The organism is Streptomyces sp. NPDC048002, from assembly GCF_040653275.1.
GTDB lineage: Bacteria > Actinomycetota > Actinomycetes > Streptomycetales > Streptomycetaceae > Streptomyces.
Genome location: NZ_JBEZNL010000038.1, coordinates 20,062 through 42,241, shown reverse-complemented (window position 1 = coordinate 42,241; position 22,180 = coordinate 20,062). Strand labels below are relative to the sequence as shown.

Here is a 22,180-nt window from a genome sequence, read left to right as displayed (position 1 = left end):
CTCGCTGCCACGCACCGCCGGTGCGATCAACCAGTCTGTCGCTCGTTCACATGGACGCGGGGAACACGCGTTCCGATCCGGGTGACGATCTCGTACGCGATGGTGCCCGCCGCCTGCGCCCAGTCCTCGGCGGTGGGTTCGCCGCCGTCACCGGGCCCGAAGAGGACCGCGCGCTCCCCCGGCTCGGGCTCGTCGCCGCCCAGGTCCACCACGAACTGGTCCATCGCCACCCGGCCGGCGACCGTCCGCCACTTGCCGCCGACCAGCACCGGACCGGCGGAGGAGGCGTGCCGGGGCACCCCGTCCGCGTACCCGACCGGGATGAGCCCCAGGGTCGTCTCACCCGGGGTGACGTAGTGGTGGCCGTAGCTGACGCCGTGTCCGCCGGGCACGTGCTTGACCAGGGCCACGGAGGCCGACAGGGTCATCGCCGGCCGCAGTCCGAGGTCGGCGGGCGAGCCCAGTTCGGGGCTGGGCGACACGCCGTAGACGGCGATCCCGGTGCGCACCAGGTCGAAGTGGCTGTCCGGGCGGGTCAGCGTGGCCGGGGAGTTGGCGATGTGCCGCACCTCGGGGCGCACGCCCCGGTCCTGCGCGTACCCGGTCATCTCCCGGAACCGGTCGAGCTGGGCGTCGATCGAGGGGTGGCCGGGTTCGTCGGCGCAGGCGAAGTGGGACCAGAGCCCGGTCACACGGAGCAGTCCGGCCCGCTCGGCGGCCAGCGCCTCGCCGACCAGTTCCGCCCAGTCCTCGCCGGGCTGGCAGCCGCCGCGCCCGAGGCCGGTGTCCGCCTTGAGCTGCACGCGCGCCGGGCGTCCCGCCTCGCGTGCGGCGGCGGTGACCTCCCGAAGGGCCCACAGGTCGCTCACCGACACGTCGATCCGGGCCTCGATCGCCTCCCGCCAGGGCCCGCCCGGCGTCCACAGCCAGCACATGACCCGCACGTCGTCCGGCAGCCGCCCGTCGGCCCGCAGCGCGAGCGCCTCCTCGGGGGTGGCGGTGCCCAGCCAGGTCGCCCCCGCCTCGACGGCCGCGCGGGCGCAGGGCAGCGCGCCGTGGCCGTACGCGTCGGACTTCACGACGGCCATCAGGGCCGCGTGCGGCGCGCGGGCGCGCAGGGTCCGCACGTTGGCCCGCACGGCGGCGAGGTCGATCTCGGCGCGGGCCCGCAGGGGCGCGGTCCGCAGGGCTGCTGTTTCAGTCATGGCGCCCCCAGTGTCTCAGAGGGGGCCGAACCCCCGGTCGAGTGCGCCCGGGTGGGAACCCCGGAACCGGCCCTAGGCCGTGTCTGACAATTCCCGTCGTCGCCCGGAGGGCGGCTCCGCGGGGTCGTGGGGGTACCTCCCGGTCGAGCGCAGCCGAGACTGGGGGAGCGTGCTCTCGGCGTGCCGGGCGCGGGCCCTCGGACTTGGTTGTCCGTGGGTCTGTGCCCGGTGCGGCGAGTGGGGGTGCCCCCTCTGGGGGAGCGTGCATGGCGCCGCGGAGCAGACGGGAATTGTCAGACACGGCCTAGGTGCCGGGACGGCGGCCCCAGACGTGGACGCGGTCACCGTTCCTCAGCACGTCCCACAGCTTGCGGGCGTCGCCGAGGCGGAGGTTGACGCAGCCCATGGAGCCGACGGTGGTGTAGATCGTCCCGTAGACGGCGTGGAACGCCTGTCCGCCGCTGAAGAACTGCGCGTAGGGCATGGGCTGGCCGTACAGCGTCGACACATGGTTCTTGTGCTTCCAGTAGATCTTGTGCGTTCCGGTCCTGGTCCGGTACCCGGCCCGTCCGCTGCGCATGGGCATCGGGCCGAGCAGGACCTTTTTGCCCTTCTGCACCCAGGTCAGCTGCCGGCCGAGGTCGACGCAGGCGACGCGGTAGGACCGCACCGGGCACTTCCCGGCGGCGTTCGGGTTCTTCCTCGCACCGAGGAGCTGCATCCTGGCCCAGGTGACGGGTCCCGCGAACCCGATGGCGGGCTTGATCTTCTGCTTGACCTGGAACGCGCGGATGGCCCGGCAGTCGGCTGCCGACTGCTTCCCGTCCGCCTTCAGCTTCAGCCACCGTTCGACCTGCCGCTGGTAGGGCCCGGTCTGCTTGGTGCAGGAGACCCGGGTGACGGCGTCCCCGAGCGGCACGTACTCCACCGGTTCGTAGGCACCCTCGACCGCGCCGCGCGGTTCGACGGCCTCCTCGCCCGCGCCGGGCGTGTACACCCGGGGCGCCAGCGCCTGGTCGGGCGTGTCGAGCACCCGGGAGCGGAGCGGCGCGCCGGGGACCAGGTGCTCCTCGGCGACCGGCGGTCCCGGCACGGCGAGCGCGGTCCCCGGCGGTCCCGGCACGACGAGCGCGGTCCCCGGCGGTCCCGGCACGGCGAGCGCGGTCCCCGGCGGCAGGGCGAAGGCCGCCGCCATCAGGACCGCGACACCCCGGCCGGCGATACGCGTGCTGATCATGCGATCAGCGAAGCGCGGCACCGGGGGCGCCGCGGGCGTGCCGCGCGGCGGGGTCACCCGGACGTACGCAGGCGGGGGGTTCCGTCGGCCGTAGGGTGCTCGGCATGAGCATCATCGGGGTCGGTATCGACGTGGCGGAGATCGACCGTTTCGCGGCGTCCCTGGAGCGCACTCCGGGTCTGGCGCAACGCCTGTTCCTGCCGAGCGAGTTGCTGCTGCCCGGCGGGGAGCGGCGGGGTGTCGCCTCGCTGGCCGCGCGGTTCGCGGCGAAGGAGGCGCTGGCCAAGGCGCTGGGCGCGCCCGCGGGCCTGTACTGGACGGACGCGGAGGTCTTCGTCGAGGACAGCGGGCGGCCGCGGCTGCGGGTGACGGGGACGGTGGCCGCGCGGGCCGCCGAACTCGGCGTCGTCTCCTGGCACGTGTCGCTCAGTCATGACGCGGGCGTGGCCTCCGCGGTGGTGGTCGCGGAAGGCTGAGAGGCGCGAGAGACTCGGGCCCATGCGTACTGCGTACAGCGTGGGGACGGTCAGGGCGGTCGAGCGGGAACTGATGGCACGGCTGCCGGAGGGCACGCTGATGCAGCGGGCGGCCGCCGGACTGGCGGCGGCCTGCGCGGACCTCCTCGGCCGGGTGTACGGCACCCGGGTCGTGCTGCTGGTCGGCAGCGGCGACAACGGCGGCGACGCGCTGTACGCCGGCGCCCGCCTCGCCCGCCGGGGCGCCGGGGTGACGGCGGTGCTTCTCAGCCCCGGGCGCGCGCACCCCGGCGGGCTCGCGGCGCTGCGCCGGGCGGGCGGCCGCGCGGCGGGGCCCGACACCGCGGAGGAGCTGATCGAACGGGCCGACCTGGTGCTCGACGGCATCGTCGGCATCGGCGGCACGGGCGGGCTGCGCCCGGAGGCGGTACGGCTCGCCGAGGCCGCCGGGCGGTCCCGGGCGGCCGTGGTCGCGGTGGACCTGCCGAGCGGGGTGGACGCCGACACCGGCCGGGTGCCGGGCGCCGCGGTGCGCGCCGATCTGACGGTCACCTTCGGCACCCACAAGCCGGGGCTGCTGATCGACCCGGCCCGGGAGTACGCCGGTACGGTCCGGCTCGTCGACATCGGCCTGGAGCTGCCGGAAACGGCCGACCTGGAGGCCTTGCAGCACCCGGACGTGGCGCGGCTGCTGCCGGTGCCGGGCGCGGCGAGCGACAAGTACCGGCGTGGCGTGGTCGGCGTCGCGGCCGGTTCGGCGCGCTACCCCGGGGCGGCGGTGCTGGCGGTCGCGGGCGCGCTGCACGGCGGCGCGGGGGCGGTGCGGTACGTCGGTCCGGCGGGGGACGCGGTGCTGGCCCGCTTCCCGGAGACGCTGGTGTCGGACGCGGGTCCGGCGAAGGCGGGCCGGGTGCAGGCCTGGGTCACCGGACCGGGCGCCGGGGACGACGCGGCGCCGGTGGCGGAGGCGCTCGCGGCGGACGTACCGGTGCTGCTCGACGCGGACGGGCTGCGGCTGGCGGACCGGGAGACGGTACGGGCCCGGACGGCCCCCACCCTGATGACCCCGCACGCCGGGGAGGCGGCGGCGCTGCTCGGGGTGGAGCGCGCGGAGGTCGAGGGCGCCCGGCTGACGGCGGTACGGGAGCTGGCGGCGCGGTACGGGGCGACGGTGCTGCTGAAGGGGTCGACCACGCTGGTGGCGGACCCGGGGGCCGGGACCGCGGTGCGGGTGAACGCGACGGGCACGTCTTGGCTGGCCACCGCGGGCAGCGGTGACGTGCTGTCGGGCCTCGCCGGGTCGCTGCTGGCCGCGGGGCTCCCGGCGCGGGACGCGGGGAGCGTGGCGGCCTATCTGCACGGGCTGGCGGGACGGTACGCGGCGGACGGCGCGCCGGTGTCGGCGCAGGAGGTGGCGGCGGGGATCACTCCGGCGTGGCGGGACGTCCGGGACTGAAAACCGGGTGCGTTGCGCGGGGACGGCCGCCTACCGTCGGGCGTATGCGTGTGGTCTTCACCAAGGGTCCGGGGACGAGCTACGACATCGCCGTGCACCGGGACACGGGCGCCGCGCTCGCGCCGCGCAACGGCCCCGGCGGTCACCCCTACCTCCCGCACGACCTGGTGCACTTCCTGGTCGAGGCGGAGGCGGGCATCGCGCTCGGGGTCTACGGCCGGCTCGCCGCCGGTGACAACGGTCTGTTCTGGCCGGCGGACCCTGCGGAACGCGCCCGGGCCGCCCGGCACCGCAAGTCCAAGCGCCCCAGGCCGTCCCCCGCCGCGCAGGCCGACATGGCCAGGTCGGAGGAGCTGGCCGGGCTCGCCGTACCGGTGTGGGAGGTCCGCAACGGCCACGCGGCGGCCCTCCCGGCCTATGTGACGGTCCGGGAGATGCCGCCGGTGGTCGACCGGATCGTGGCCCGGCTCGACGCGTACGCCGAGCGCTGGCACGCGCTGCCGGTGGGAGGGTCGCTCACCCTGACCTGGTGAGGGGTGGGCACTACTCCACCGTCACCGACTTCGCCAGGTTCCGCGGCTGGTCGACCTCGTTGCCGCGGGCCGTGGCCAGTTCGCAGGCGAAGACCTGCAAGGGCACGGTGGACACCAGGGGTTGCAGCAGGGTGGGGGTCGCCGGGATGCGGATCAGATGGTCCGCGTACGGGACGACCGCCTCGTCGCCCTCCTCCGCGATCACGATCGTCCGCGCCCCGCGGGCCCGGATCTCCTGGATGTTGGAGACGATCTTGTCGTGCAGGACGGACCGGCCCTTGGGCGACGGGACGACCACCACGACCGGCAGGTCCTCCTCGATCAGTGCGATCGGCCCGTGCTTCAGCTCGCCCGCCGCGAAGCCCTCGGCGTGCATGTAGGCGAGTTCCTTCAGCTTCAGCGCGCCCTCCAGCGCCACCGGATAGCCGACGTGCCGGCCCAGGAACAGCACCGTCTTCTTGTCGGCGAGCGAGCGGGCCAGCTCCCGCACGGGTTCCATCGTCTCCAGGACGCGCTCCACCTCGCCGGAGATCTCCGCGAGGTCCCGCACGACCGCCCGGATCTCGTCGCCCCACTTGGTGCCGCGCACCTGGCCGAGGTAGAGCGCCACGAGGTAGCAGGCCACGAGCTGGGTCAGGAACGCCTTGGTGGAGGCGACGGCCACCTCGGGGCCCGCGTGCGTGTAGAGCACCGCGTCCGACTCCCGGGGGATGGTGGAGCCGTTGGTGTTGCAGACGGCCAGCACCCGGGAGCCCTGCTCACGGGCGTGCCGCACCGCCATCAGCGTGTCCATGGTCTCCCCGGACTGGGAGATCGCGATGACCAGGGTCCGCGCGTCGAGGATGGGGTCCCGGTAGCGGAACTCGCTGGCCAGCTCCACCTCGCAGGGAATCCGCGTCCAGTGCTCGATGGCGTACTTGGCGATCAGCCCGGCGTGGAAGGCGGTCCCGCAGGCCACGACGACGACCTTGTGGATCTCGCGCAGTTCCGGCGCCGGGATGCGCACCTCGTCCAGGGTGAGCGAGCCGGAGGCGTCGATACGGCCGAGCAGGGTGTCGGCGACCGCCTTGGGCTGCTCGGCGATCTCCTTGAGCATGAAGTAGTCGTAGCCGCCCTTCTCGGCCGCCGAGGCGTCCCAGTCGACCCGGTAGGTGCGGACCCCGGCGGGGCTGCCGTCGAAGCCGGTCACCGTCACACCGTCCCGGCGCAGCTCGACCACCTGGTCCTGGCCGAGTTCGATCGCGGTGCGGGTGTGCGCGATGAAGGCGGCGACGTCCGAGGCGAGGAACGCCTCGCCCTCGCCGACGCCCACCACCAGCGGGGAGTTGCGGCGGGCGCCGACGACCACGTCGGGCTCGTCGGCGTGCACGGCGACCAGGGTGAACGCGCCCTGGAGGCGCCGGCACACCTGCCGCATGGCCGCGGCGAGGTCCGCGCAGGAGGAGAACTCCTCGGCGAGGAGGTGGGCGACGACCTCGGTGTCGGTCTCCGAGGCGAGGTCGTGCCCGCGCTCGGCCAGCTCCGCCCGGAGCGCGGCGAAGTTCTCGATGATGCCGTTGTGCACGACGGCCACCCGGCCCGCGTTGTCCAGGTGCGGATGGGCGTTGGCGTCGGTGGGCCCGCCGTGGGTCGCCCACCGGGTGTGCCCGATTCCGGTGGACCCGCTCGGCAGCAGAGACTCGACCAGCCGCTTCTCCAGATTGACGAGCTTCCCGGCCCGCTTCGCCGCGGCGAGCCCGCCGTCCGCGAGCACGGCCACGCCCGCCGAGTCGTACCCCCGGTACTCCAGCCGCTTCAGCCCGGCCATCACGACATCGAGCGCCGACTGCGACCCCACGTATCCCACGATTCCGCACATGAGCGGCAGCCTACGATCGAATCCGCCACCGAACCGGGCACATCGTGCCCGATTTCGGAAATTCCTGGGCCCGATCCTCCGGTCGCGCTCAGGTCTTGGCCCGGTACGCGCGCATCGCCAGCGGGTAGAACACGAGCGCTATCCCGGCCGCCCACACCAGCGACCAGAGCACCGGCTCCGCCACCGGCCCGCCGAGCAGCAGCCCGCGGAACGCGTCGGAGAGGTGGGTCACCGGATTGACGTCGCTCCACGCCTGCAGCCAGCCCGGCATCGTGTCGACCATGACGAAGGCACTGCTGGTGAAGGTGATCGGGAAGATGAGGGTGAACGCGAACGCCTGCACCTTCTCCGCGTCCCCGGCCAGCATCCCGATCAGCACGGCGCTCCACGACACCGCCGCCGCGAACACGATCACCAGCAGCGTGCCGAGCAGGAAGCCGTCGAGGCCGCCCGTGATCCGGAAGCCGAGCAGCAGCCCGAGTCCGATCATCAGCAGCAGCGCCCACAGGTGCTTGGCGAGGTCCGCGGTGATCCGGCCGATCAGCGGCGCGGAGCGGGCTATCGGCAGGCTCCGCAGCCGGTCGAAGACACCCTTGGTGAGGTCGGTGTTGAGCGCCATCGCCGTGTACATCGTCATGAACAGGGTGTTCTGCACGATGATCCCGGGCAGCGCGTACTTCAGGTACGCCTCGGGCGAGCCGGCCATCTGGCCGCCCAGGACATAGGTGAACAGGAACACGAACATGATCGGCGTGATGCTGTAGTCGACCAGTTCCAGCGGGTTGTGCTTGACCGCGACCAGGCTCCGCCAGGCCATGGTGAAGGTCTGCCGGAGTCCGGCGAGCGGCCCTACGCGTCCGGACCGGGCGCCGGGGGTGCCCGGAGCGGTGAGCGTGGTGGCGGTCACGTCCGGCTCACCTCCTTCGGCCGCTCGGCTTCGCCCTCTCGGACGGCCGCCTCCCCGTCGTCCTCCGCCTCACCGGCGGGCTCCGCGCGGTGGCCGGTCAGGACCAGGAACACCTCGTCGAGCGAGGAGCGGCGCAGCGCCAGCTCGCCCACGGCGATCCCCTCCCGGTCCAGGGAGCGCACCACGGCCGGCATCAGCTCGGGGTCCTTCACGGGCGCGGTGACCGCGTCGCCCTCGATCTGGGTCTGGGCGCCGGCCGCCCGCGCCACCAGCGCGTGCACCCGCGTCAGCTCCTCCGCGACCAGGGGCCGCACCTCCAGCACCTGCCCGCCGACCTGCGACTTCAGCTGGTCCGGCGTGCCCTCGGCGATCACCCGGCCCTTGTCGATCACCACGATGTCGTCGGCGAGCACATCGGCCTCATTCAGGTACTGCGTGGTCAGCAGGGCCGTGGCGCCGTCCGCGACCAGGCCCCTCAGCAGATCCCACAGCTCCCCTCGGCTGTGCGGGTCCAGGCCGGTCGTGGGCTCGTCGAGGAAGAGGATGCTGGGGCGTCCCACGAGGCTCGCGGCGAGGTCGAGGCGCCGTCGCATGCCGCCGGAGTACGTCTTCACGGCCCGTCCGGCCGCGTCCGTCAGCTGGAAGCGCTCCAGCAGTTCCCGCGCCCGCTCCCGGGCCCGCCGCCGCGACAGGCCGAGCAGCCGGCCGATGAGCAGCAGGTTCTCGGTGCCGGTCAGGTTCTCGTCCACCGCCGCGTACTGCCCGGTCAGCCCGACCAGCGAGCGGACCGTGGCCGCGTCCCGCACGACGTCGTACCCGGCCACCCGGGCCCGGCCGCCGTCCGGCCGGAGCAGCGTCGCGAAGATCCGCACCGCGGTGGTCTTCCCCGCGCCGTTGGGGCCCAGCAGCCCGAGCACCGTGCCCCGGCGGGCCCCCAGGTCGACCCCGGCCAGCGCCTCGGTCTCCTTGAACCGCTTGACCAGGCCTTCCGCCTCAATCGCGTACGTCATGGGTCACCCCTCGGGGTCGGTGGAGCCCGGGCTGGGCCCACCTCTCCCACAACTGTGACGCACACCACTGACATTCCCCCTTTTGTGCCGTTATGGAGCTTCTGCGAAGCCGGGTGACGGATCCCACCTCACCGTCCGTTCGTACGCCCGTAACAATGGACTGTGATCTCTCCGGTCTCCCCGATGCCCCGGAGCGCCCACCGGCACAGGCCGGAGGCGACTCCCTACGTCGACCTCACCCGAGCCGAGTGGAGCGCGCTGCGCGACAAGACGCCGCTGCCCCTCTCCGCCGAGGAGGTCGAGAAGCTGCGCGGTCTCGGCGACGTCATCGACCTCGACGAGGTGCGGGACATCTACCTCCCGCTCTCCCGGCTGCTCAACCTCTACGTCGGCGCCACGGACGGTCTGCGCGGCGCGCTCAACACCTTCCTCGGCGAGCAGGGCTCCCAGTCGGGCACCCCCTTCGTCATAGGGGTCGCCGGCTCGGTCGCCGTCGGCAAGTCCACGGTCGCCCGACTGCTCCAGGCCCTGCTCTCCCGCTGGCCCGAGCACCCGCGCGTGGAACTGGTCACCACGGACGGCTTCCTGCTGCCGACGCGCGAACTCCAGGCCCGCGGCCTGATGTCGAGGAAGGGCTTCCCGGAGTCCTACGACCGCCGCGCCCTGACCCGGTTCGTCGCCGACATCAAGGCGGGCAAGGACGAGGTCTCGGCCCCGGTCTACTCGCATCTCATCTACGACATCGTCCCCGACCGGAAGCTCACGGTCCGCCGCCCGGACATCCTGATCGTCGAGGGCCTGAACGTGCTCCAGCCCGCACTGCCCGGCAAGGACGGCCGCACCCGCGTCGGCCTCGCCGACTACTTCGACTTCAGCGTCTACGTCGACGCGCGCACCGAGGACATCGAGCACTGGTACCTCAACCGCTTCAAGAAGCTGCGCGCGACGGCCTTCCAGAACCCGTCCTCGTACTTCCGCAAGTACACCCAGGTCTCCGAGGAGGAGGCGCTGGACTACGCGCGGACCACCTGGCGGACCATCAACAAGCCCAACCTCGTGGAGAACGTGGCGCCCACCCGCGGCCGCGCCACCCTGATCGTGCGCAAGGGTCCCGATCACAAGGTGCAGCGCCTGCGGCTGCGCAAGCTGTGACGGCTACGCTGCCGCCATGCTGCACCTGCGACTGATCACACCGGCCGACCGGACCGAGGCGGCCGTCCGGCTGATCGAGGACACGGTCGGCACCACCCATCTCGTCGTCCTGCCCGGCGCCGCCCGAGATCCGGCCGGCGATGTCGTCATGTGCGACGTGGCCCGCGAGGCGGGCGACGAACTCCTCAGCCGGCTCCAGGAGTTGGACATCGAGGACTGCGGCTCCATCGCCGTGGAGAACATCGACCTCTCGCTGTCCAAGCGCGCGGACCAGGCGGAGAAGGACGCCCCCGGCGAGGCAGCGGACGCGGTCCTGTGGGAGCACCTGACGGAGGAGACGCACGAGGAGTCGACGCTCTCCGTCACCTACCTCGCGTTCCTCACCCTCGCCACGATGATCGCGGCCTGCGGTGTGGTGCTCGACAACGCGATCCTGATCGTGGGCGCCATGGCCGTCGGCCCCGAGTTCGGCCCGCTCGCGGGGATCAGCACGGCGCTGGTGCAGCGCGCCCCGCGGCTGGCGCTGCGCTCCCTGATCGCGCTGCTGGTCGGCTTCGCCGTGGCCATGGCGGTCACGGTCGGCTTCAGCTTCTTCATGGACGCCATCGACCTGTTCAGCGAGGAACAGCTGGAGGGCGACCGCCCGCAGACCGGCTTCGTCTACGCGCCGGACCGGTTCTCGTTCATCGTCGCGGTCCTGGCCGGCGCGGCCGGCACCCTCTCACTGACCTCGGCGAAGTCGGGCGCCCTGGTGGGCGTGGCGATCTCGGTCACGACGGTTCCGGCGGCCGCGAACGCGGCGATCGCCCTGAGCTACGGGGACACCAAGCAGACGGTGGGCTCCACCGAACAGCTCCTGCTGAACCTGCTGGCGATCGTCCTCGCGGGCACGCTGACGATGCTGGCCCAGAAGTTCTTCTGGAACCGACAGCGACAGCGGCTGCACGCCTAGCGCGCCTGCCGGTCCGGGGACGCGGGTCCCCGGACCAGGGGTGTCCGCTAGCCCAGCGCCGACTTCACCACGTCGGCCAGTCGCCCGGCGACGCTGCGCGCCTGGTCGATGTCGGCGGCCTCGACCATCACCCGGACCAGCGGCTCGGTCCCGGAGGGCCGCAGCAGCACCCGCCCGGTCGTGCCCAGCTCCCGCTCCGCCTCGGTGACCGCGGCGGCCAGTTCCGCGGAGGTCCTCACCCGGGACCTGTCGACGTCGGGCACGTTGACCAGTACCTGCGGCAGCCGCTCCATCACGGCGGCCAGGTCCCGGAGCGAACGCCCGGTCTCGGTGATCCGGGCCGCGAGCATCAGGCCGGTCAGCGTGCCGTCACCGGTGGTCGCGTGGTCGAGGATGATCACGTGCCCGGACTGCTCGCCGCCGAGGGCGTAGCCGTGCTGCTTCATCTCCTCCAGCACGTACCGGTCGCCGACGGCGGTCTGGACGAGGTTCAGGCCCTCCCGCTCCAGCGCCAGCTTGAAGCCGAGGTTGGACATGACCGTCGCGACAACGGTGCCGGAGCGCAGTGCGGAACGCTCCCGCATCGCCAGCGCGAGTACGGCCAGGATCTGGTCGCCGTCCACCTCCTCACCGGTGTGGTCGACGGCGAGGCAGCGGTCGGCGTCGCCGTCGTGGGCGATGCCGAGGGCGGCGCCGTGCTCGACGACGGCGGCCTTGAGCAGACCGAGGTGGGTGGAGCCGCAGCCGTCGTTGATGTTGAGCCCGTCGGGCTCCGCGCCGATGGTGATCACCTCGGCGCCGGCCCGCGCGAACGCCTCCGGCGAGACCCGGGCGGCGGCACCGTGCGCCTCGTCGAGGACGATCTTCAGCCCGTCGAGCCGGTTCGGGAGGACTCCGATGAGATGGGCGACGTACTGGTCGAGGCCCTCGTCGTAGTCGCGGACCCGGCCGACGCCCGCGCCGGTGGGACGCTCCCAGGGCTCGCCGTGGCGGTGCGACTCGTAGACGGACTCGATGCGGTCCTCCAGCTCGTCGGCGAGCTTGTGGCCGCCGCGGGCGAAGAACTTGATGCCGTTGTCCGGCATGGCGTTGTGGCTGGCGGAGAGCATGACGCCGAGGTCGGCGCCGAGCGCGCCGGTGAGGTGGGCCACGGCGGGCGTCGGCAGCACGCCGACCCGCAGCACGTCGACACCCGCGCTCGCCAGTCCGGCGACCACGGCGGCCTCCAGGAACTCCCCGGACGCACGCGGGTCCCGTCCGACCACCGCCGTCGCGCGGTGACCCTCGAAGGTGCCCGCCTCGGCGAGCACGTGGGCCGCCGCGACCGACAGACCGAGCGCCATCTCGGCGGTCAGATCCGCGTTGGCGACACCGCGCACGCCGTCCGTGCCGAAGAGTCGTCCCACTTGTCCTCCTGATGAAGCGTCACTTTCGGGGATCACCCGCGGAGATCACCTCGGGCGATCGTCCCGGATCACCCGATCACACAAGCCTTTGAACGTCTTGTGCCGTTATACGCCCACAGCAGTGAGAAAACGAACGCCCCGGCGGCACTGTGGCGTGCCGCCGGGGCGTTCGGACGTACTGCTGTAGCGCCAGTACGAGCTGCAGGCAGCGAAGCTTAGCGCTTGCTGTACTGCGGAGCCTTGCGGGCCTTCTTCAGACCGGCCTTCTTGCGCTCGACCGCACGGTCGTCGCGCTTGAGGAAGCCGGCCTTCTTGAGGGCGCCGCGGTTGTTGTCCACGTCGGCCTCGTTCAGCGCGCGGGCGACACCGAGACGGAGCGCACCGGCCTGACCGGAGACACCGCCACCCGCGATGCGGGCGATGACGTCGTAGCGGCCCTCGAGCTCGAGCACCTTGAAGGGCTCGTTGACTTCCTGCTGGTGCACCTTGTTGGGGAAGTAGTCCTCAAGGGTGCGACCGTTGATCTTCCACTTGCCGGTGCCCGGGACGATCCGGACGCGGGCGATGGCGTTCTTGCGACGGCCCAGGCCGGCGGCCGGCTGGGGCTCACCGAAACGCGAGGCCATGGACTCGGAGGTGTACTCACCCTCCACGGGGACCTCGGACTCGGTGGTGTAGCTGTCGATGTCAAGCTCTTCGAGCGGCTGCTCGGCAGTGGTCTCGGCCACGATGCTCCTCAGATTCTCTTCGGTCTTAGGGGGTGGCCGGAATTACTGCGCGACCTGGGTGATCTCGAACGGCACCGGCTGCTGGGCAGCGTGCGGGTGCTGGTCGCCCGAGTAGACCTTCAGCTTGGAGAGCATCTGACGGCCCAGGGTGTTCTTGGGGAGCATGCCCTTGACGGCCTTCTCGATGGCCTTCTCGGGGTTCTTCGCCAGCAGCTCGTCGTAGCGGACGGAGCGCAGACCACCCGGGTAGCCGGAGTGGCGGTACGCCATCTTCTGGGTCCGCTTGTTGCCGGACAGGTGCACCTTGTCCGCGTTGATGATGATGACGAAGTCACCGGTGTCGACGTGGGGCGCGTAGATCGGCTTGTGCTTGCCCCGCAGGATGGAGGCGGCGGTGGTGGCGAGACGACCCAGGACAACGTCCTGAGCGTCGATGACGTGCCACTGGCGCGTCACATCGCCGGGCTTGGGGCTGTACGTACGCACGGTTCGTAGCCTTCGCTTCGAGTGAATGGTCCTGAACAGGTCACCGAAACGATCACGACAGCCCTGACCGCACTGCGGTGACGCATACCGCGCGCTGGTCGCTGGTCATCGGCCCGGTGGACCGGTGTAAGGGCCCGTCCCGTGAGAATGAGCAAGCCAATACACAACGAACAGGCAGAATACCTTCGCTTCCCCGGACGGGTCAAAACGAGGTCACTGCCGTTGCGAGAGCCCATTTTACCCCCGCCCGGCGCGCGGGGACGCCGGAGCGCGGCTCGTACCAACCACCCGGAGATGTCGGTTTTGCCCTCGCCGGGTGCCGCGATCCCAGGCGCCCCAAGGGTTCTCGATGCGGAACGGCACCCCCCGGCCCCCGTCTAAGATGCGCCCCATGAGCTTTGGGCAGCAGGGGGGATCCCAGCCTCAGTGGGACCCCTGGAAACCGCAATCCCAGCAGCCGTGGAACAGCGGCGACGACGGCCGGACCCCGGACTGGGCCGCGCTCGCCGAGGCGTCCGAGTCCCGTAACAAGCGGCGCCGGCTGCTGTTCATCGGCGGTGGCGCGCTGGCGACCGTCGGCGTGGCCGCCGCCGTCGCCGTGGCCGTGGTGTCCGCGAACGGCGGGAACGAGGCATCCAACAAGCCGACCTCCCAGCTCCCCGCGACCGCGGACATACCGAGCGGGTCCACGGGTCCGGCCCCCTCGTTCGAGCCGACGAGCGCGCCGCCCCCGCTGGACCCCGACGACTTCGTCGCCAGCGCGAAGAAGGACACCGCCCCGCTCGGCCCCGAGACCCTCTTCCCGGGCACCCAGCTGACGATGGGCGAGACCGTCTACAAGAAGGGGCCGACGGCCGACACCGAGGACTGCTCCTCGGCCGTCCTGAAGACCCTGCCGAAGATCCTCGACGCCAACGGCTGCACCCGCCTGATGCGGGTCACCTATGTCAAGGACGGCGTCGCGGTCACCGTCGGCGTGGCCGTCTTCGACACCGAGGCGCAGGCGACCAAGGCCAAGGGCGAGTCCGACGACAAGAGCATCGTCAAGGCACTGTCCGGCAAGGGCGTGAAGCCCTTCTGCAACGCCGCCGTCTGCCGCTCCACCCGTAACTCCTACGGCCGCTACGCCTACTTCACGGTCGCCGGCTTCACCAACGGCAAGGACGTCACGACCAAGGACAGCAAGGTCTTCACGACCGGCGACGACCTCCAGGAGTTCACCTTCCGCCAGATCCAACGCCGAGGCCAGGCCCAGGCCTCGGCGGCGGCCCAGGCGGGCTAGGCAGGGCTCCGGGCCCGCGGGGTCCCCAGAAGCGCGAGAGAGGGGCTCCGGGGTTCCCGGAGCCCCTCTCTCAGTGCACCTGCCCCCGCACCCGCCGAGCCTGCCGCTGCCGCTCCGCCAGTTGGTCGGCGGGCGGGTAGGCGACCTCCTCCAGGGTCAGCCCGTGCGGCCGTACGACATGGACGGCGCTGTCGCGCACCCGCGCGTCCAGCACCTTCCGCGGCCACTCCACACCGCGGTGCCCGTCCCCCACGAACAGCAACGCGCCCACCATGGAACGCACTTGGTTGTGGCAGAAGGCGTCGGCGCGGACCTCGATCTCGACGACTCCGCCGGCCGTGCGGCGCACGTCGAAGTCGAAGATCTCGCGGACCGTGGAGGCACCCTCGCGCTTCTTCGCGTAGGCGGCGAAGTCGTGCTCCCCGACGAGGGACTTGGCGGCCGCGTCCATCACGGCCACGTCCAACTCCCAGTCGTGCCAGTGCACATGACTGCGCAGCAGCGGATCCACCCCGCCCGGCCGGTCGCCGACCCGGTAGACGTAACGCCGCCACAGCGCGGCGAACCGCGCGTTGAAGCCCTCCGGCGCCTCACTGAGCGCCCACACGCGCACGTCCTTGGGCAGCCGCCCGGCGAGCCGCTTCAGCAGCTTCTCCCGGTGCTCCTCCCACAGTTCCGCGGGCAGATCGACATGGGCCACCTGCCCCCGCGCGTGCACTCCGGCGTCGGTCCGCCCTGCGACGGTCAGGTCGTACGTCGTCGCGCCCGACCGCGTCACGGTCCGCAGCGCCTCCTCGACCTCCCCCTGCACGGTCCGCCGCCCCCCGGCCTGCTTGGCCCAGCCGTGGAACTCACTGCCGTCATAAGAGAGGTCGAGCCGAACACGCACGAACCCAGGCGCAGCTACTTCACTCACACAGAGATCCTCTCAGGAACACGAAAGCGGGCCCGCCCCTCGAAAGGAACGGACCCGCCAACACCCCTAGGGGCGCGGGACTGCATCAACTTGCGGTTGCCACCGCGTGGGCGCGAACGGCCACGACGGCGCCGCAGCCGCGAACCGCACAGCCCCCGGCAGAACGCTTACGCGTCCTTGGACTCCTCGGCCGCAGCCTCGTCGGCCTCAACCGCGTCGTCGGCCTTGGTCGTGTCGACCTTGGTCTCGGCAACCTCGGCGTCCTTGGCGGCACGCTTGGTGGCGGCCTCGGCCTCACCCGTGGCCTCCTGCGCGACCGTCAGCGCCTCGACCAGCTCGATGACAGCCATGGGCGCGTTGTCGCCACGGCGGTTACCGATCTTGGTGATCCGGGTGTAGCCACCCGGACGGTTCTCGTAGCGCGGGCCGATCTCGGTGAAGAGCGTGTGCACGATGCTCTTGTCCGTGATCACCTGGAGCACCTGACGGCGGTTGTGAAGGTCGCCCTTCTTCGCCTTGGTGACCAGACGCTCCGCGTACGGGCGCAGACGACGGGCCTTGGCCTCGGTCGTCGTGATCTTGCCGTGCTCGAAGAGGCTCTTCGCCAGGTTGGCGAGGAGCAGCTTCTCGTGCGCGGCGCTGCCGCCCAGACGGGCACCCTTGGTGGGCTTCGGCATGTCAATCTCCTGTGTGTCTGCCCCGGCCGTATGAGGTACCGGGGTCAGTATCCGAGCAGGCGGTTACCTGTCGGAGATCCGGGAGGTATCCCTAAGGGACGCTCCCGGAAGGGGCGCGGGGAACTGCGCGACAAGGCACAGCGCACCCGCACCCACGTACGAACCCGAAGGCCCGAGCTCTTAGTACTGCTCGGTCTCGACGAAGCCCGCATCCGCGTCGTCGTCCGCGCCAAAGGCATCGGCCGCGGCGGTCGGGTCGAATCCGGGCGGGCTGTCCTTGAGGGCCAGGCCCATGCCGGCCAGCTTCGCCTTGACCTCGTCGATGGACTTCGCACCGAAGTTGCGGATGTCCAGCAGGTCGGCCTCGGAACGAGCCACGAGCTCACCCACGGAGTGGATGCCCTCGCGCTTGAGGCAGTTGTAGGAGCGGACCGTGAGCTCCAGCTCCTCGATCGGCAGCGCCAGATCGGCGGCAAGGGCGGCGTCCGTGGGGGACGGGCCCATGTCGATGCCCTCGGCGTCGATGTTCAGCTCGCGGGCGAGACCGAACAGCTCGACCAGGGTCTTACCGGCGGAGGCCATGGCGTCACGCGGACGCATCGCCTGCTTGGTCTCGACGTCGACGATCAGCTTGTCGAAGTCGGTGCGCTGCTCGACACGGGTCGCCTCGACCTTGTACGTGACCTTCAGCACCGGCGAGTAGATGGAGTCGACCGGGATACGGCCGATCTCCTGGCCCACCTGCTTGTTCTGCACGGCGGAGACGTAACCGCGGCCGCGCTCGACCGTCAGCTCCATCTCCAGCTTGCCCTTGCCGTTGAGCGTGGCGAGGACGAGGTCGGGGTTGTGCACCTCGACACCGGCCGGGGGCGCGATGTCGGCGGCGGTGACCAGACCCGGGCCCTGCTTGCGCAGGTACATCACGACCGGCTCGTCGTGCTCCGAGGAGACGACCAGCTGCTTGATGTTGAGGATCAGGTCGGTGACGTCCTCCTTGACGCCCGGCACGGTGGTGAACTCGTGCAGGACGCCGTCGATGCGGATGCTGGTGACAGCAGCGCCGGGGATCGACGACAGGAGGGTACGGCGCAGGGAGTTGCCGAGGGTGTAGCCGAAGCCCGGCTCCAGCGGCTCGATCACGAACCGGGAGCGGAACTCGTCGACGACCTCTTCGGTCAACGAGGGACGCTGAGCGATCAGCATGAAGTGATTCCTTCAGTTCAGGGGCACCCACTATTTGATGCCCTGAGGTACTTCAAGGGTACGGGCGGCACGACCCGAAGGAGCCGTACCGCCCGAGAAGCCCTGAGAAGCGAGGTCAGACGCGACGACGCTTCGGCGGACGGCAGCCGTTGTGCGGGGTCGGGGTGACGTCCTGGATGGAGCCGACCTCGAGGCCCGTGGCCTGGAGCGAACGGATCGCGGTCTCACGACCGGAACCCGGACCCTTCACGAACACGTCGACCTTGCGCATGCCGTGCTCCTGGGCGCGGCGGGCAGCCGACTCGGCGGCCATCTGCGCGGCGAACGGCGTGGACTTCCGGGAGCCCTTGAAGCCGACGTGGCCGGCGGAGGCCCAGGAGATCACGTTGCCGGACGGGTCCGTGATCGAGACGATCGTGTTGTTGAACGTGCTCTTGATGTGCGCGTGGCCGTGAGCGACGTTCTTCTTTTCCTTGCGGCGCACCTTCTTGGCAGCGCCCTGACGACCCTTGGGGGGCATCTGTACTCCTACGGGAGGTGGTCGGTCCTACAGCGAAGACCGCTGGACGGCGAAGTCCGCTGTGGACTACTTCTTGCCCGGCTTCTTCTTGCCGGCGATGGCGCGACGCGGGCCCTTGCGGGTACGAGCGTTCGTGCTGGTGCGCTGACCGCGGACGGGCAGACCACGACGGTGACGGAGACCCTGGTAGCAACCGATCTCGACCTTGCGGCGGATGTCGGCCTGGATCTCGCGACGGAGGTCACCCTCGGTCTTGATGTTGGCGTCCACGTACTCGCGGATCGCGACGAGCTGCTCCTCGGAGAGGTCGCGAACGCGGGTGTTCGGGTCGACGCCGGTCGCAGCCAGCGTCTCCTGCGAAAGGGTCCGGCCAATGCCGAACACGTAGGTGAGGGCGACCTCCACGCGCTTGTCGCGCGGGATGTCAACACCGGAAACGCGTGCCATTCAATGGCTCCTGGTGATCTTCGGAGGTCTTCTGCAGAACCGGCTCCCAGCCGCCGTACCAGGTACGAACTGGGTCCCCGGCCTCCGAACCGGGGGTATCGGACGCCTCGGCGTCCGGGTCCTGCGTATGAACAATTCAGCTCGCGTCGCGCGAAGACTCTGCGATAGAGATGCAGAGGGAAAGGTCGTGCGTCAGCCCTGGCGCTGCTTGTGGCGCGGGTTCTCGCAAATGACCATGACCCGACCGTGACGGCGGATCACCCTGCACTTGTCGCAGATCTTCTTGACGCTCGGCTTGACCTTCATTGGTTGAGGTTCTCCGGGTCAGTGCCACCACCCCGACAAGGCCGGGGTGCGGGCAAGATCTACTTGTACCGGTAGACGATCCGGCCACGCGTCAGGTCGTACGGAGACAGCTCCACCACGACCCGGTCGTCAGGGAGGATGCGGATGTAGTGCATACGCATCTTGCCGCTGATGTGTGCCAGGACCTGGTGGCCGTTCTGGAGCTCGACCTTGAACATGGCGTTCGGCAGAGACTCGACGACAGTGCCCTCGATCTCGATGGCACCTTGCTTCTTGGCCACGCTTCGCCCTTCGAATCGACTACCTTGATCGACTCAGTGTGAGCGCATGCAGACATGCGGGTACACAAGAGCCGACGAGTCAGTCTACGTCAGCGCACCCGGAAAGACGAATCGGTGAAGTCTGCCCCACTGGGAAGATCATTACGCAAGAGGGTCCGGAGCGGCAACGACGCCCAGCTCCGCCAGCTTGGCCTTGCCGCCGTCGGGGGCGGTCAGCACCAGCGGCCCCTGCTCGGTCAGCGCGACGGAGTGCTCCCAGTGCGAGGACCAGGTGCCGTCGGTGGTGATGACGGTCCAGTCGTCCTGGAGCACCTCGGTCCGGGGCGTGCCCAGCGAGACCATCGGCTCGATCGCGAGGCAGAACCCGGGCACCAGCTTGGGGCCCTTGCCCCGGCGGCGCTCCACGTAGTTCAGCAGATGCGGGTCCATGTGCATCTCGGTGCCGATGCCGTGGCCGCCGTAGTCCTCGATGATCCCGTACCGGCCGCCGCCCGCCTTGGGCTGGCGGCGGATGTAGGTCTCGATCGCGCGGGAGACGTCGACGAGCCGGTTGCCCTGCTTCATGGCCGCGATGCCGGCCCACATCGACTCCTCGGTCACCCGGGAGAGTTCGATCAGTTCCGGAGCGTGACCGGAGCCCACGAAGGCGGTGTAGGCGGCGTCGCCGTGCCAGCCGTCCACGATCGCGCCGGCGTCGATGGAGATGATGTCCCCGTCCTTGAGGACGACCTCGTCGGAGGGGATGCCGTGGACGACGACCTCGTTCACGGAGGTGCAGATGGTGGCCGGGAACCCGCCGTAGCCGAGGAAGTTCGACTTCGCCCCGTGCTCGGCGATCACCTTGCGGGCGACCTCGTCCAGATCCTTGGTGGTGACCCCCGGTACAGCGGCCTCCCGGGTCGCCGCGTGGATCGCAGCGACGACCAGCCCCGCCTCGCGCATCTTGGCGATCTGCTCGGGGCTCTTGATCTGCACCATGACGGAGAGGGCCTTTCTGGAACCGGGAGTAAGGGCTACGTCACCACCATACGTGCGCGGCCCGCGGGTGGTCCCGCCGCCCGGACCGCCCCACGGCATACAGCAGCCGCGGCTCCAGGACAGGAACCGCGGCTACCGCGACGTATCGGGGACCTACTTCTCGTCGCCCTCGCGCTTGAGCGCGGCGAGCGCACGGGCCGTGACCTCGTCCACCGGACCCATGGCCTCGATCGTGACGACCAGACCCTGGGCCTTGTAGTAGTCGATGATCGGCTCGGTCTGCGTGTGGTAGACCTCCAGCCGCGTGCGGACGGTGTCCTCGGAGTCGTCGTCACGCTGGTACAGCTCACCGCCGCAGACGTCGCAGACGCCTTCCTCGGCGGGCTTCTTGTACGAGACGTGGAAGACGTGCGCGGAGTCGTTGCGGCAGATGCGCCGGCCGGCGATCCGCTTGACGACCTCCTCCTCCGGGGCCTCCAGGTCCAGCACCGCGTCCAGCTTGATGGCCTCGGTGGTGAGCAGTTCGTCCAGGGCCTCGGCCTGCGAGACATTGCGCGGGAAGCCGTCCAGCAGGAAGCCGCCCTCGGCGTCGGGCTGCTCCATGCGGTCCTTGGCCATCGCGATGGTGACCTCGTCGGGCACGAGGTTCCCCGCGTCCATGTAGGACTTCGCGAGTTTCCCGAGCTCCGTCTGCTGGCTGATGTTGGCGCGGAACAGGTCACCCGTGGAGATGTGCGGGATGTTCAGCTTCTCGGCAAGGCGCGTGGCTTGCGTTCCCTTACCGGCGCCAGGCGGCCCGACGAGGACGATTCGCATCAGCGGAGGAACCCTTCGTAATTGCGCTGCTGGAGCTGGCTCTCGATCTGCTTCACGGTCTCGAGTCCGACACCCACGATGATCAGGATGCTGGTGCCACCGAACGGGAAGTTCTGGTTGGCGCCGAAACCGGCCAACGCAATCGTCGGGACGAGAGCGATCAGACCCAGATACAGCGAACCCGGCCAGGTGATCCGGTTGAGCACGTAGCTCAGGTACTCAGCGGTCGGTCGGCCAGCCCGGATGCCCGGGATGAAGCCACCATACTTCTTCATGTTGTCGGCGACTTCTTCGGGGTTGAAGGTGATCGCCACGTAGAAGAACGCGAAGAAAACGATGAGCAAGAAGTACATAGTGATGTAAATCGGGTGGTCGCCCTTGACGAGGTTGGCCTCGATCCAGGACTTCCAGCCGGAATTACCACTTGAGAACTGCGCGACCAGAGCCGGGATGTAGAGCAGCGACGAGGCGAAGATGACAGGAATCACACCTGCCTGGTTCACCTTCAACGGGATGTAAGTGGACGTACCGCCGTAGGAACGCCGGCCGATCATCCGCTTCGCGTACTGGACCGGGATGCGGCGCTGGGCCTGCTCGACGAAGACCACCAGGCCGACCATGACGAAGCCGACCAGCATCACGGTGCCGAACTCGATCCAGCCGTCGGCCAGGGTGCCCTGGGTCTTGATGGCCCACAGCGCGGACGGGAAGGTCGCGGCGATCGAGATGAACATCAGGATCGACATGCCGTTGCCGACACCGCGGTCGGTGATCAGCTCACCGAGCCACATGACGACGGCCGTACCGGCGGTCATGGTGATGACCATGGTGATGGTCACGAAGATCGAGCGGTCCGGGACGATCTGCCCGGCGACCGTGCAACCCGAGAAGAGGGCGCCGCTGCGAGCGGTGGCGACGAGGCCGGTGCCCTGGAGGATGGCGAGCGCCACCGTCAGGTAACGGGTGTACTGCGTGATCTTCGCCGTGCCGGACTGGCCCTCCTTCTTGAGGGCCTCCAGACGCGGGATCACCACGGTCAGCAGCTGGAGGATGATGCTCGCCGTGATGTACGGCATGATGCCCAGCGCGAAGACCGTGATCTGCAGCAGCGCGCCGCCGCTGAACATGTTGACCAGACCGAAGAGGCCCTGGTTGCCGGACGCCTCGTCCACGCACTGCTGGACGGACGTGTAGTCGACGCCGGGAATCGGTACGTGGGTACCGACCCGGTAGACCACGATGATGCCGAGCGTGAAGAGCAGCTTCTTGCGCAGGTCGGGCGTCTTGAACGCCCGGGCGAACGCGGTGAGCACGGTGCCTCCTGCGACCCCCGCGCTACTGCGTCAAG

General features: G+C 70.3%; 24 protein-coding genes. 6 read left to right on the top strand and 18 right to left on the bottom strand.

The genetic code is table 11. The annotated features are described in order from the left end of the window. Positions 1-26: 26 nt before the first annotated feature. A complete protein-coding gene (alr, locus tag AB0E07_RS32215; RefSeq protein ID WP_362260053.1) occupies positions 27-1,205 on the bottom strand; it encodes an alanine racemase in 1,179 nt (392 codons plus the stop codon). A 304-nt stretch (positions 1,206-1,509) separates the two neighbouring features. Further along, the gene (locus AB0E07_RS32210; protein ID WP_362260051.1) at positions 1,510-2,442 is read right to left on the bottom strand and encodes a L,D-transpeptidase family protein; all 933 of its coding nucleotides are present in this window, start codon (positions 2,440-2,442) and stop codon (positions 1,510-1,512) included. A 104-nt stretch (positions 2,443-2,546) separates the two neighbouring features. Here AB0E07_RS32210 and AB0E07_RS32205 point away from each other — a divergent pair, with 104 nt between their 5' ends. From AB0E07_RS32205 to AB0E07_RS32195, 3 genes are read left to right on the top strand one after another with little or no spacing between them, the layout of a single operon-like run. After that, entirely contained in the window at positions 2,547-2,918 is a 372-nt protein-coding gene (locus AB0E07_RS32205; RefSeq protein WP_362260049.1) for a holo-ACP synthase, read from the top strand. A gap of 22 nt (positions 2,919-2,940) precedes the next feature. Next, entirely contained in the window at positions 2,941-4,374 is a 1,434-nt protein-coding gene (locus AB0E07_RS32200) for an NAD(P)H-hydrate dehydratase (RefSeq protein ID WP_362260047.1), read from the top strand. Positions 4,375-4,418: 44 nt separating this feature from the next. Continuing rightward, positions 4,419-4,907, top strand: coding sequence for a hypothetical protein (locus AB0E07_RS32195; protein WP_362260045.1), 489 nt, complete (start codon positions 4,419-4,421; stop codon positions 4,905-4,907). Positions 4,908-4,917: 10 nt separating this feature from the next. Here AB0E07_RS32195 and glmS read toward each other — a convergent pair whose 3' ends face one another. The 3 genes from glmS to AB0E07_RS32180 form a co-directional block, all read right to left on the bottom strand. Beyond that, positions 4,918-6,765: a glutamine--fructose-6-phosphate transaminase (isomerizing) gene (gene glmS / locus AB0E07_RS32190; protein WP_362260043.1), complete on the bottom strand. Its 1,848-nt coding sequence runs from the start codon at positions 6,763-6,765 to the stop codon at positions 4,918-4,920. 88 nt (positions 6,766-6,853) lie between these two features. Then, positions 6,854-7,672, bottom strand: coding sequence for an ABC transporter permease (locus tag AB0E07_RS32185; protein WP_362260041.1), 819 nt, complete (start codon positions 7,670-7,672; stop codon positions 6,854-6,856). Next, the gene (locus AB0E07_RS32180) at positions 7,669-8,682 is read right to left on the bottom strand and encodes an ATP-binding cassette domain-containing protein (RefSeq protein ID WP_362260039.1); all 1,014 of its coding nucleotides are present in this window, start codon (positions 8,680-8,682) and stop codon (positions 7,669-7,671) included. The genes AB0E07_RS32185 and AB0E07_RS32180 overlap by 4 nt, the downstream gene beginning before the upstream one ends. Before the next feature lie 183 nt (positions 8,683-8,865). Between AB0E07_RS32180 and coaA the strand changes: the two genes are divergently transcribed. Beyond that, a complete protein-coding gene (gene coaA / locus AB0E07_RS32175; RefSeq protein WP_362260037.1) occupies positions 8,866-9,834 on the top strand; it encodes a type I pantothenate kinase in 969 nt (322 codons plus the stop codon). Between the two features lie 16 nt (positions 9,835-9,850). Then, positions 9,851-10,786, top strand: a complete 936-nt coding sequence (locus tag AB0E07_RS32170) for a DUF389 domain-containing protein (protein WP_362260035.1) — start codon at positions 9,851-9,853, stop codon at positions 10,784-10,786. A gap of 47 nt (positions 10,787-10,833) precedes the next feature. Here AB0E07_RS32170 and glmM read toward each other — a convergent pair whose 3' ends face one another. The 3 genes from glmM to rplM all read right to left on the bottom strand — a co-directional run bounded on the left by glmM (position 10,834) and on the right by rplM (position 13,406). Further along, on the bottom strand, positions 10,834-12,192 hold the full coding sequence (gene glmM, locus AB0E07_RS32165) for a phosphoglucosamine mutase (RefSeq protein ID WP_362260033.1): 1,359 nt from the start codon (positions 12,190-12,192) through the stop codon (positions 10,834-10,836). 215 nt (positions 12,193-12,407) lie between these two features. Then, positions 12,408-12,920, bottom strand: coding sequence for a 30S ribosomal protein S9 (gene rpsI, locus AB0E07_RS32160; RefSeq protein WP_250071000.1), 513 nt, complete (start codon positions 12,918-12,920; stop codon positions 12,408-12,410). Positions 12,921-12,962: 42 nt separating this feature from the next. Beyond that, on the bottom strand, positions 12,963-13,406 hold the full coding sequence (gene rplM / locus AB0E07_RS32155) for a 50S ribosomal protein L13 (RefSeq protein ID WP_362260030.1): 444 nt from the start codon (positions 13,404-13,406) through the stop codon (positions 12,963-12,965). A 391-nt stretch (positions 13,407-13,797) separates the two neighbouring features. Between rplM and AB0E07_RS32150 the strand changes: the two genes are divergently transcribed. Further along, a complete protein-coding gene (locus AB0E07_RS32150; protein ID WP_362260028.1) occupies positions 13,798-14,688 on the top strand; it encodes a hypothetical protein in 891 nt (296 codons plus the stop codon). Between the two features lie 70 nt (positions 14,689-14,758). Here the strand turns inward: AB0E07_RS32150 and truA are convergent, their stop codons facing one another. The 10 genes from truA to secY all read right to left on the bottom strand — a co-directional run bounded on the left by truA (position 14,759) and on the right by secY (position 22,145). Further along, positions 14,759-15,604: a tRNA pseudouridine(38-40) synthase TruA gene (gene truA, locus AB0E07_RS32145; protein WP_362260026.1), complete on the bottom strand. Its 846-nt coding sequence runs from the start codon at positions 15,602-15,604 to the stop codon at positions 14,759-14,761. Between the two features lie 167 nt (positions 15,605-15,771). Beyond that, positions 15,772-16,281: a 50S ribosomal protein L17 gene (rplQ, locus tag AB0E07_RS32140; RefSeq protein WP_362260024.1), complete on the bottom strand. Its 510-nt coding sequence runs from the start codon at positions 16,279-16,281 to the stop codon at positions 15,772-15,774. A 180-nt stretch (positions 16,282-16,461) separates the two neighbouring features. Next, complete coding sequence (locus AB0E07_RS32135) at positions 16,462-17,484, bottom strand: DNA-directed RNA polymerase subunit alpha (RefSeq protein ID WP_003966937.1); 1,023 nt, start codon at positions 17,482-17,484, stop codon at positions 16,462-16,464. A gap of 115 nt (positions 17,485-17,599) precedes the next feature. After that, entirely contained in the window at positions 17,600-18,004 is a 405-nt protein-coding gene (rpsK, locus tag AB0E07_RS32130; RefSeq protein ID WP_003956432.1) for a 30S ribosomal protein S11, read from the bottom strand. A 66-nt stretch (positions 18,005-18,070) separates the two neighbouring features. Further along, a complete protein-coding gene (rpsM, locus tag AB0E07_RS32125; protein WP_189712333.1) occupies positions 18,071-18,451 on the bottom strand; it encodes a 30S ribosomal protein S13 in 381 nt (126 codons plus the stop codon). Positions 18,452-18,643: 192 nt separating this feature from the next. Further along, positions 18,644-18,757 carry a 50S ribosomal protein L36 gene (gene rpmJ, locus AB0E07_RS32120; protein ID WP_003998809.1) on the bottom strand — a complete coding sequence of 38 codons (114 nt, stop codon included), beginning with the start codon at positions 18,755-18,757 and terminating at the stop codon, positions 18,644-18,646. 59 nt (positions 18,758-18,816) lie between these two features. Continuing rightward, the gene (gene infA, locus AB0E07_RS32115; protein WP_003948620.1) at positions 18,817-19,038 is read right to left on the bottom strand and encodes a translation initiation factor IF-1; all 222 of its coding nucleotides are present in this window, start codon (positions 19,036-19,038) and stop codon (positions 18,817-18,819) included. Between the two features lie 141 nt (positions 19,039-19,179). Further along, positions 19,180-20,016, bottom strand: coding sequence for a type I methionyl aminopeptidase (gene map / locus AB0E07_RS32110; RefSeq protein ID WP_362260021.1), 837 nt, complete (start codon positions 20,014-20,016; stop codon positions 19,180-19,182). Positions 20,017-20,169: 153 nt separating this feature from the next. After that, positions 20,170-20,832, bottom strand: a complete 663-nt coding sequence (locus AB0E07_RS32105) for an adenylate kinase (protein WP_362260019.1) — start codon at positions 20,830-20,832, stop codon at positions 20,170-20,172. Continuing rightward, positions 20,832-22,145 carry a preprotein translocase subunit SecY gene (gene secY, locus AB0E07_RS32100; RefSeq protein WP_362260017.1) on the bottom strand — a complete coding sequence of 438 codons (1,314 nt, stop codon included), beginning with the start codon at positions 22,143-22,145 and terminating at the stop codon, positions 20,832-20,834. Before secY ends, AB0E07_RS32105 begins: the two co-directional genes overlap by 1 nt. Positions 22,146-22,180 lie beyond the last annotated feature (35 nt).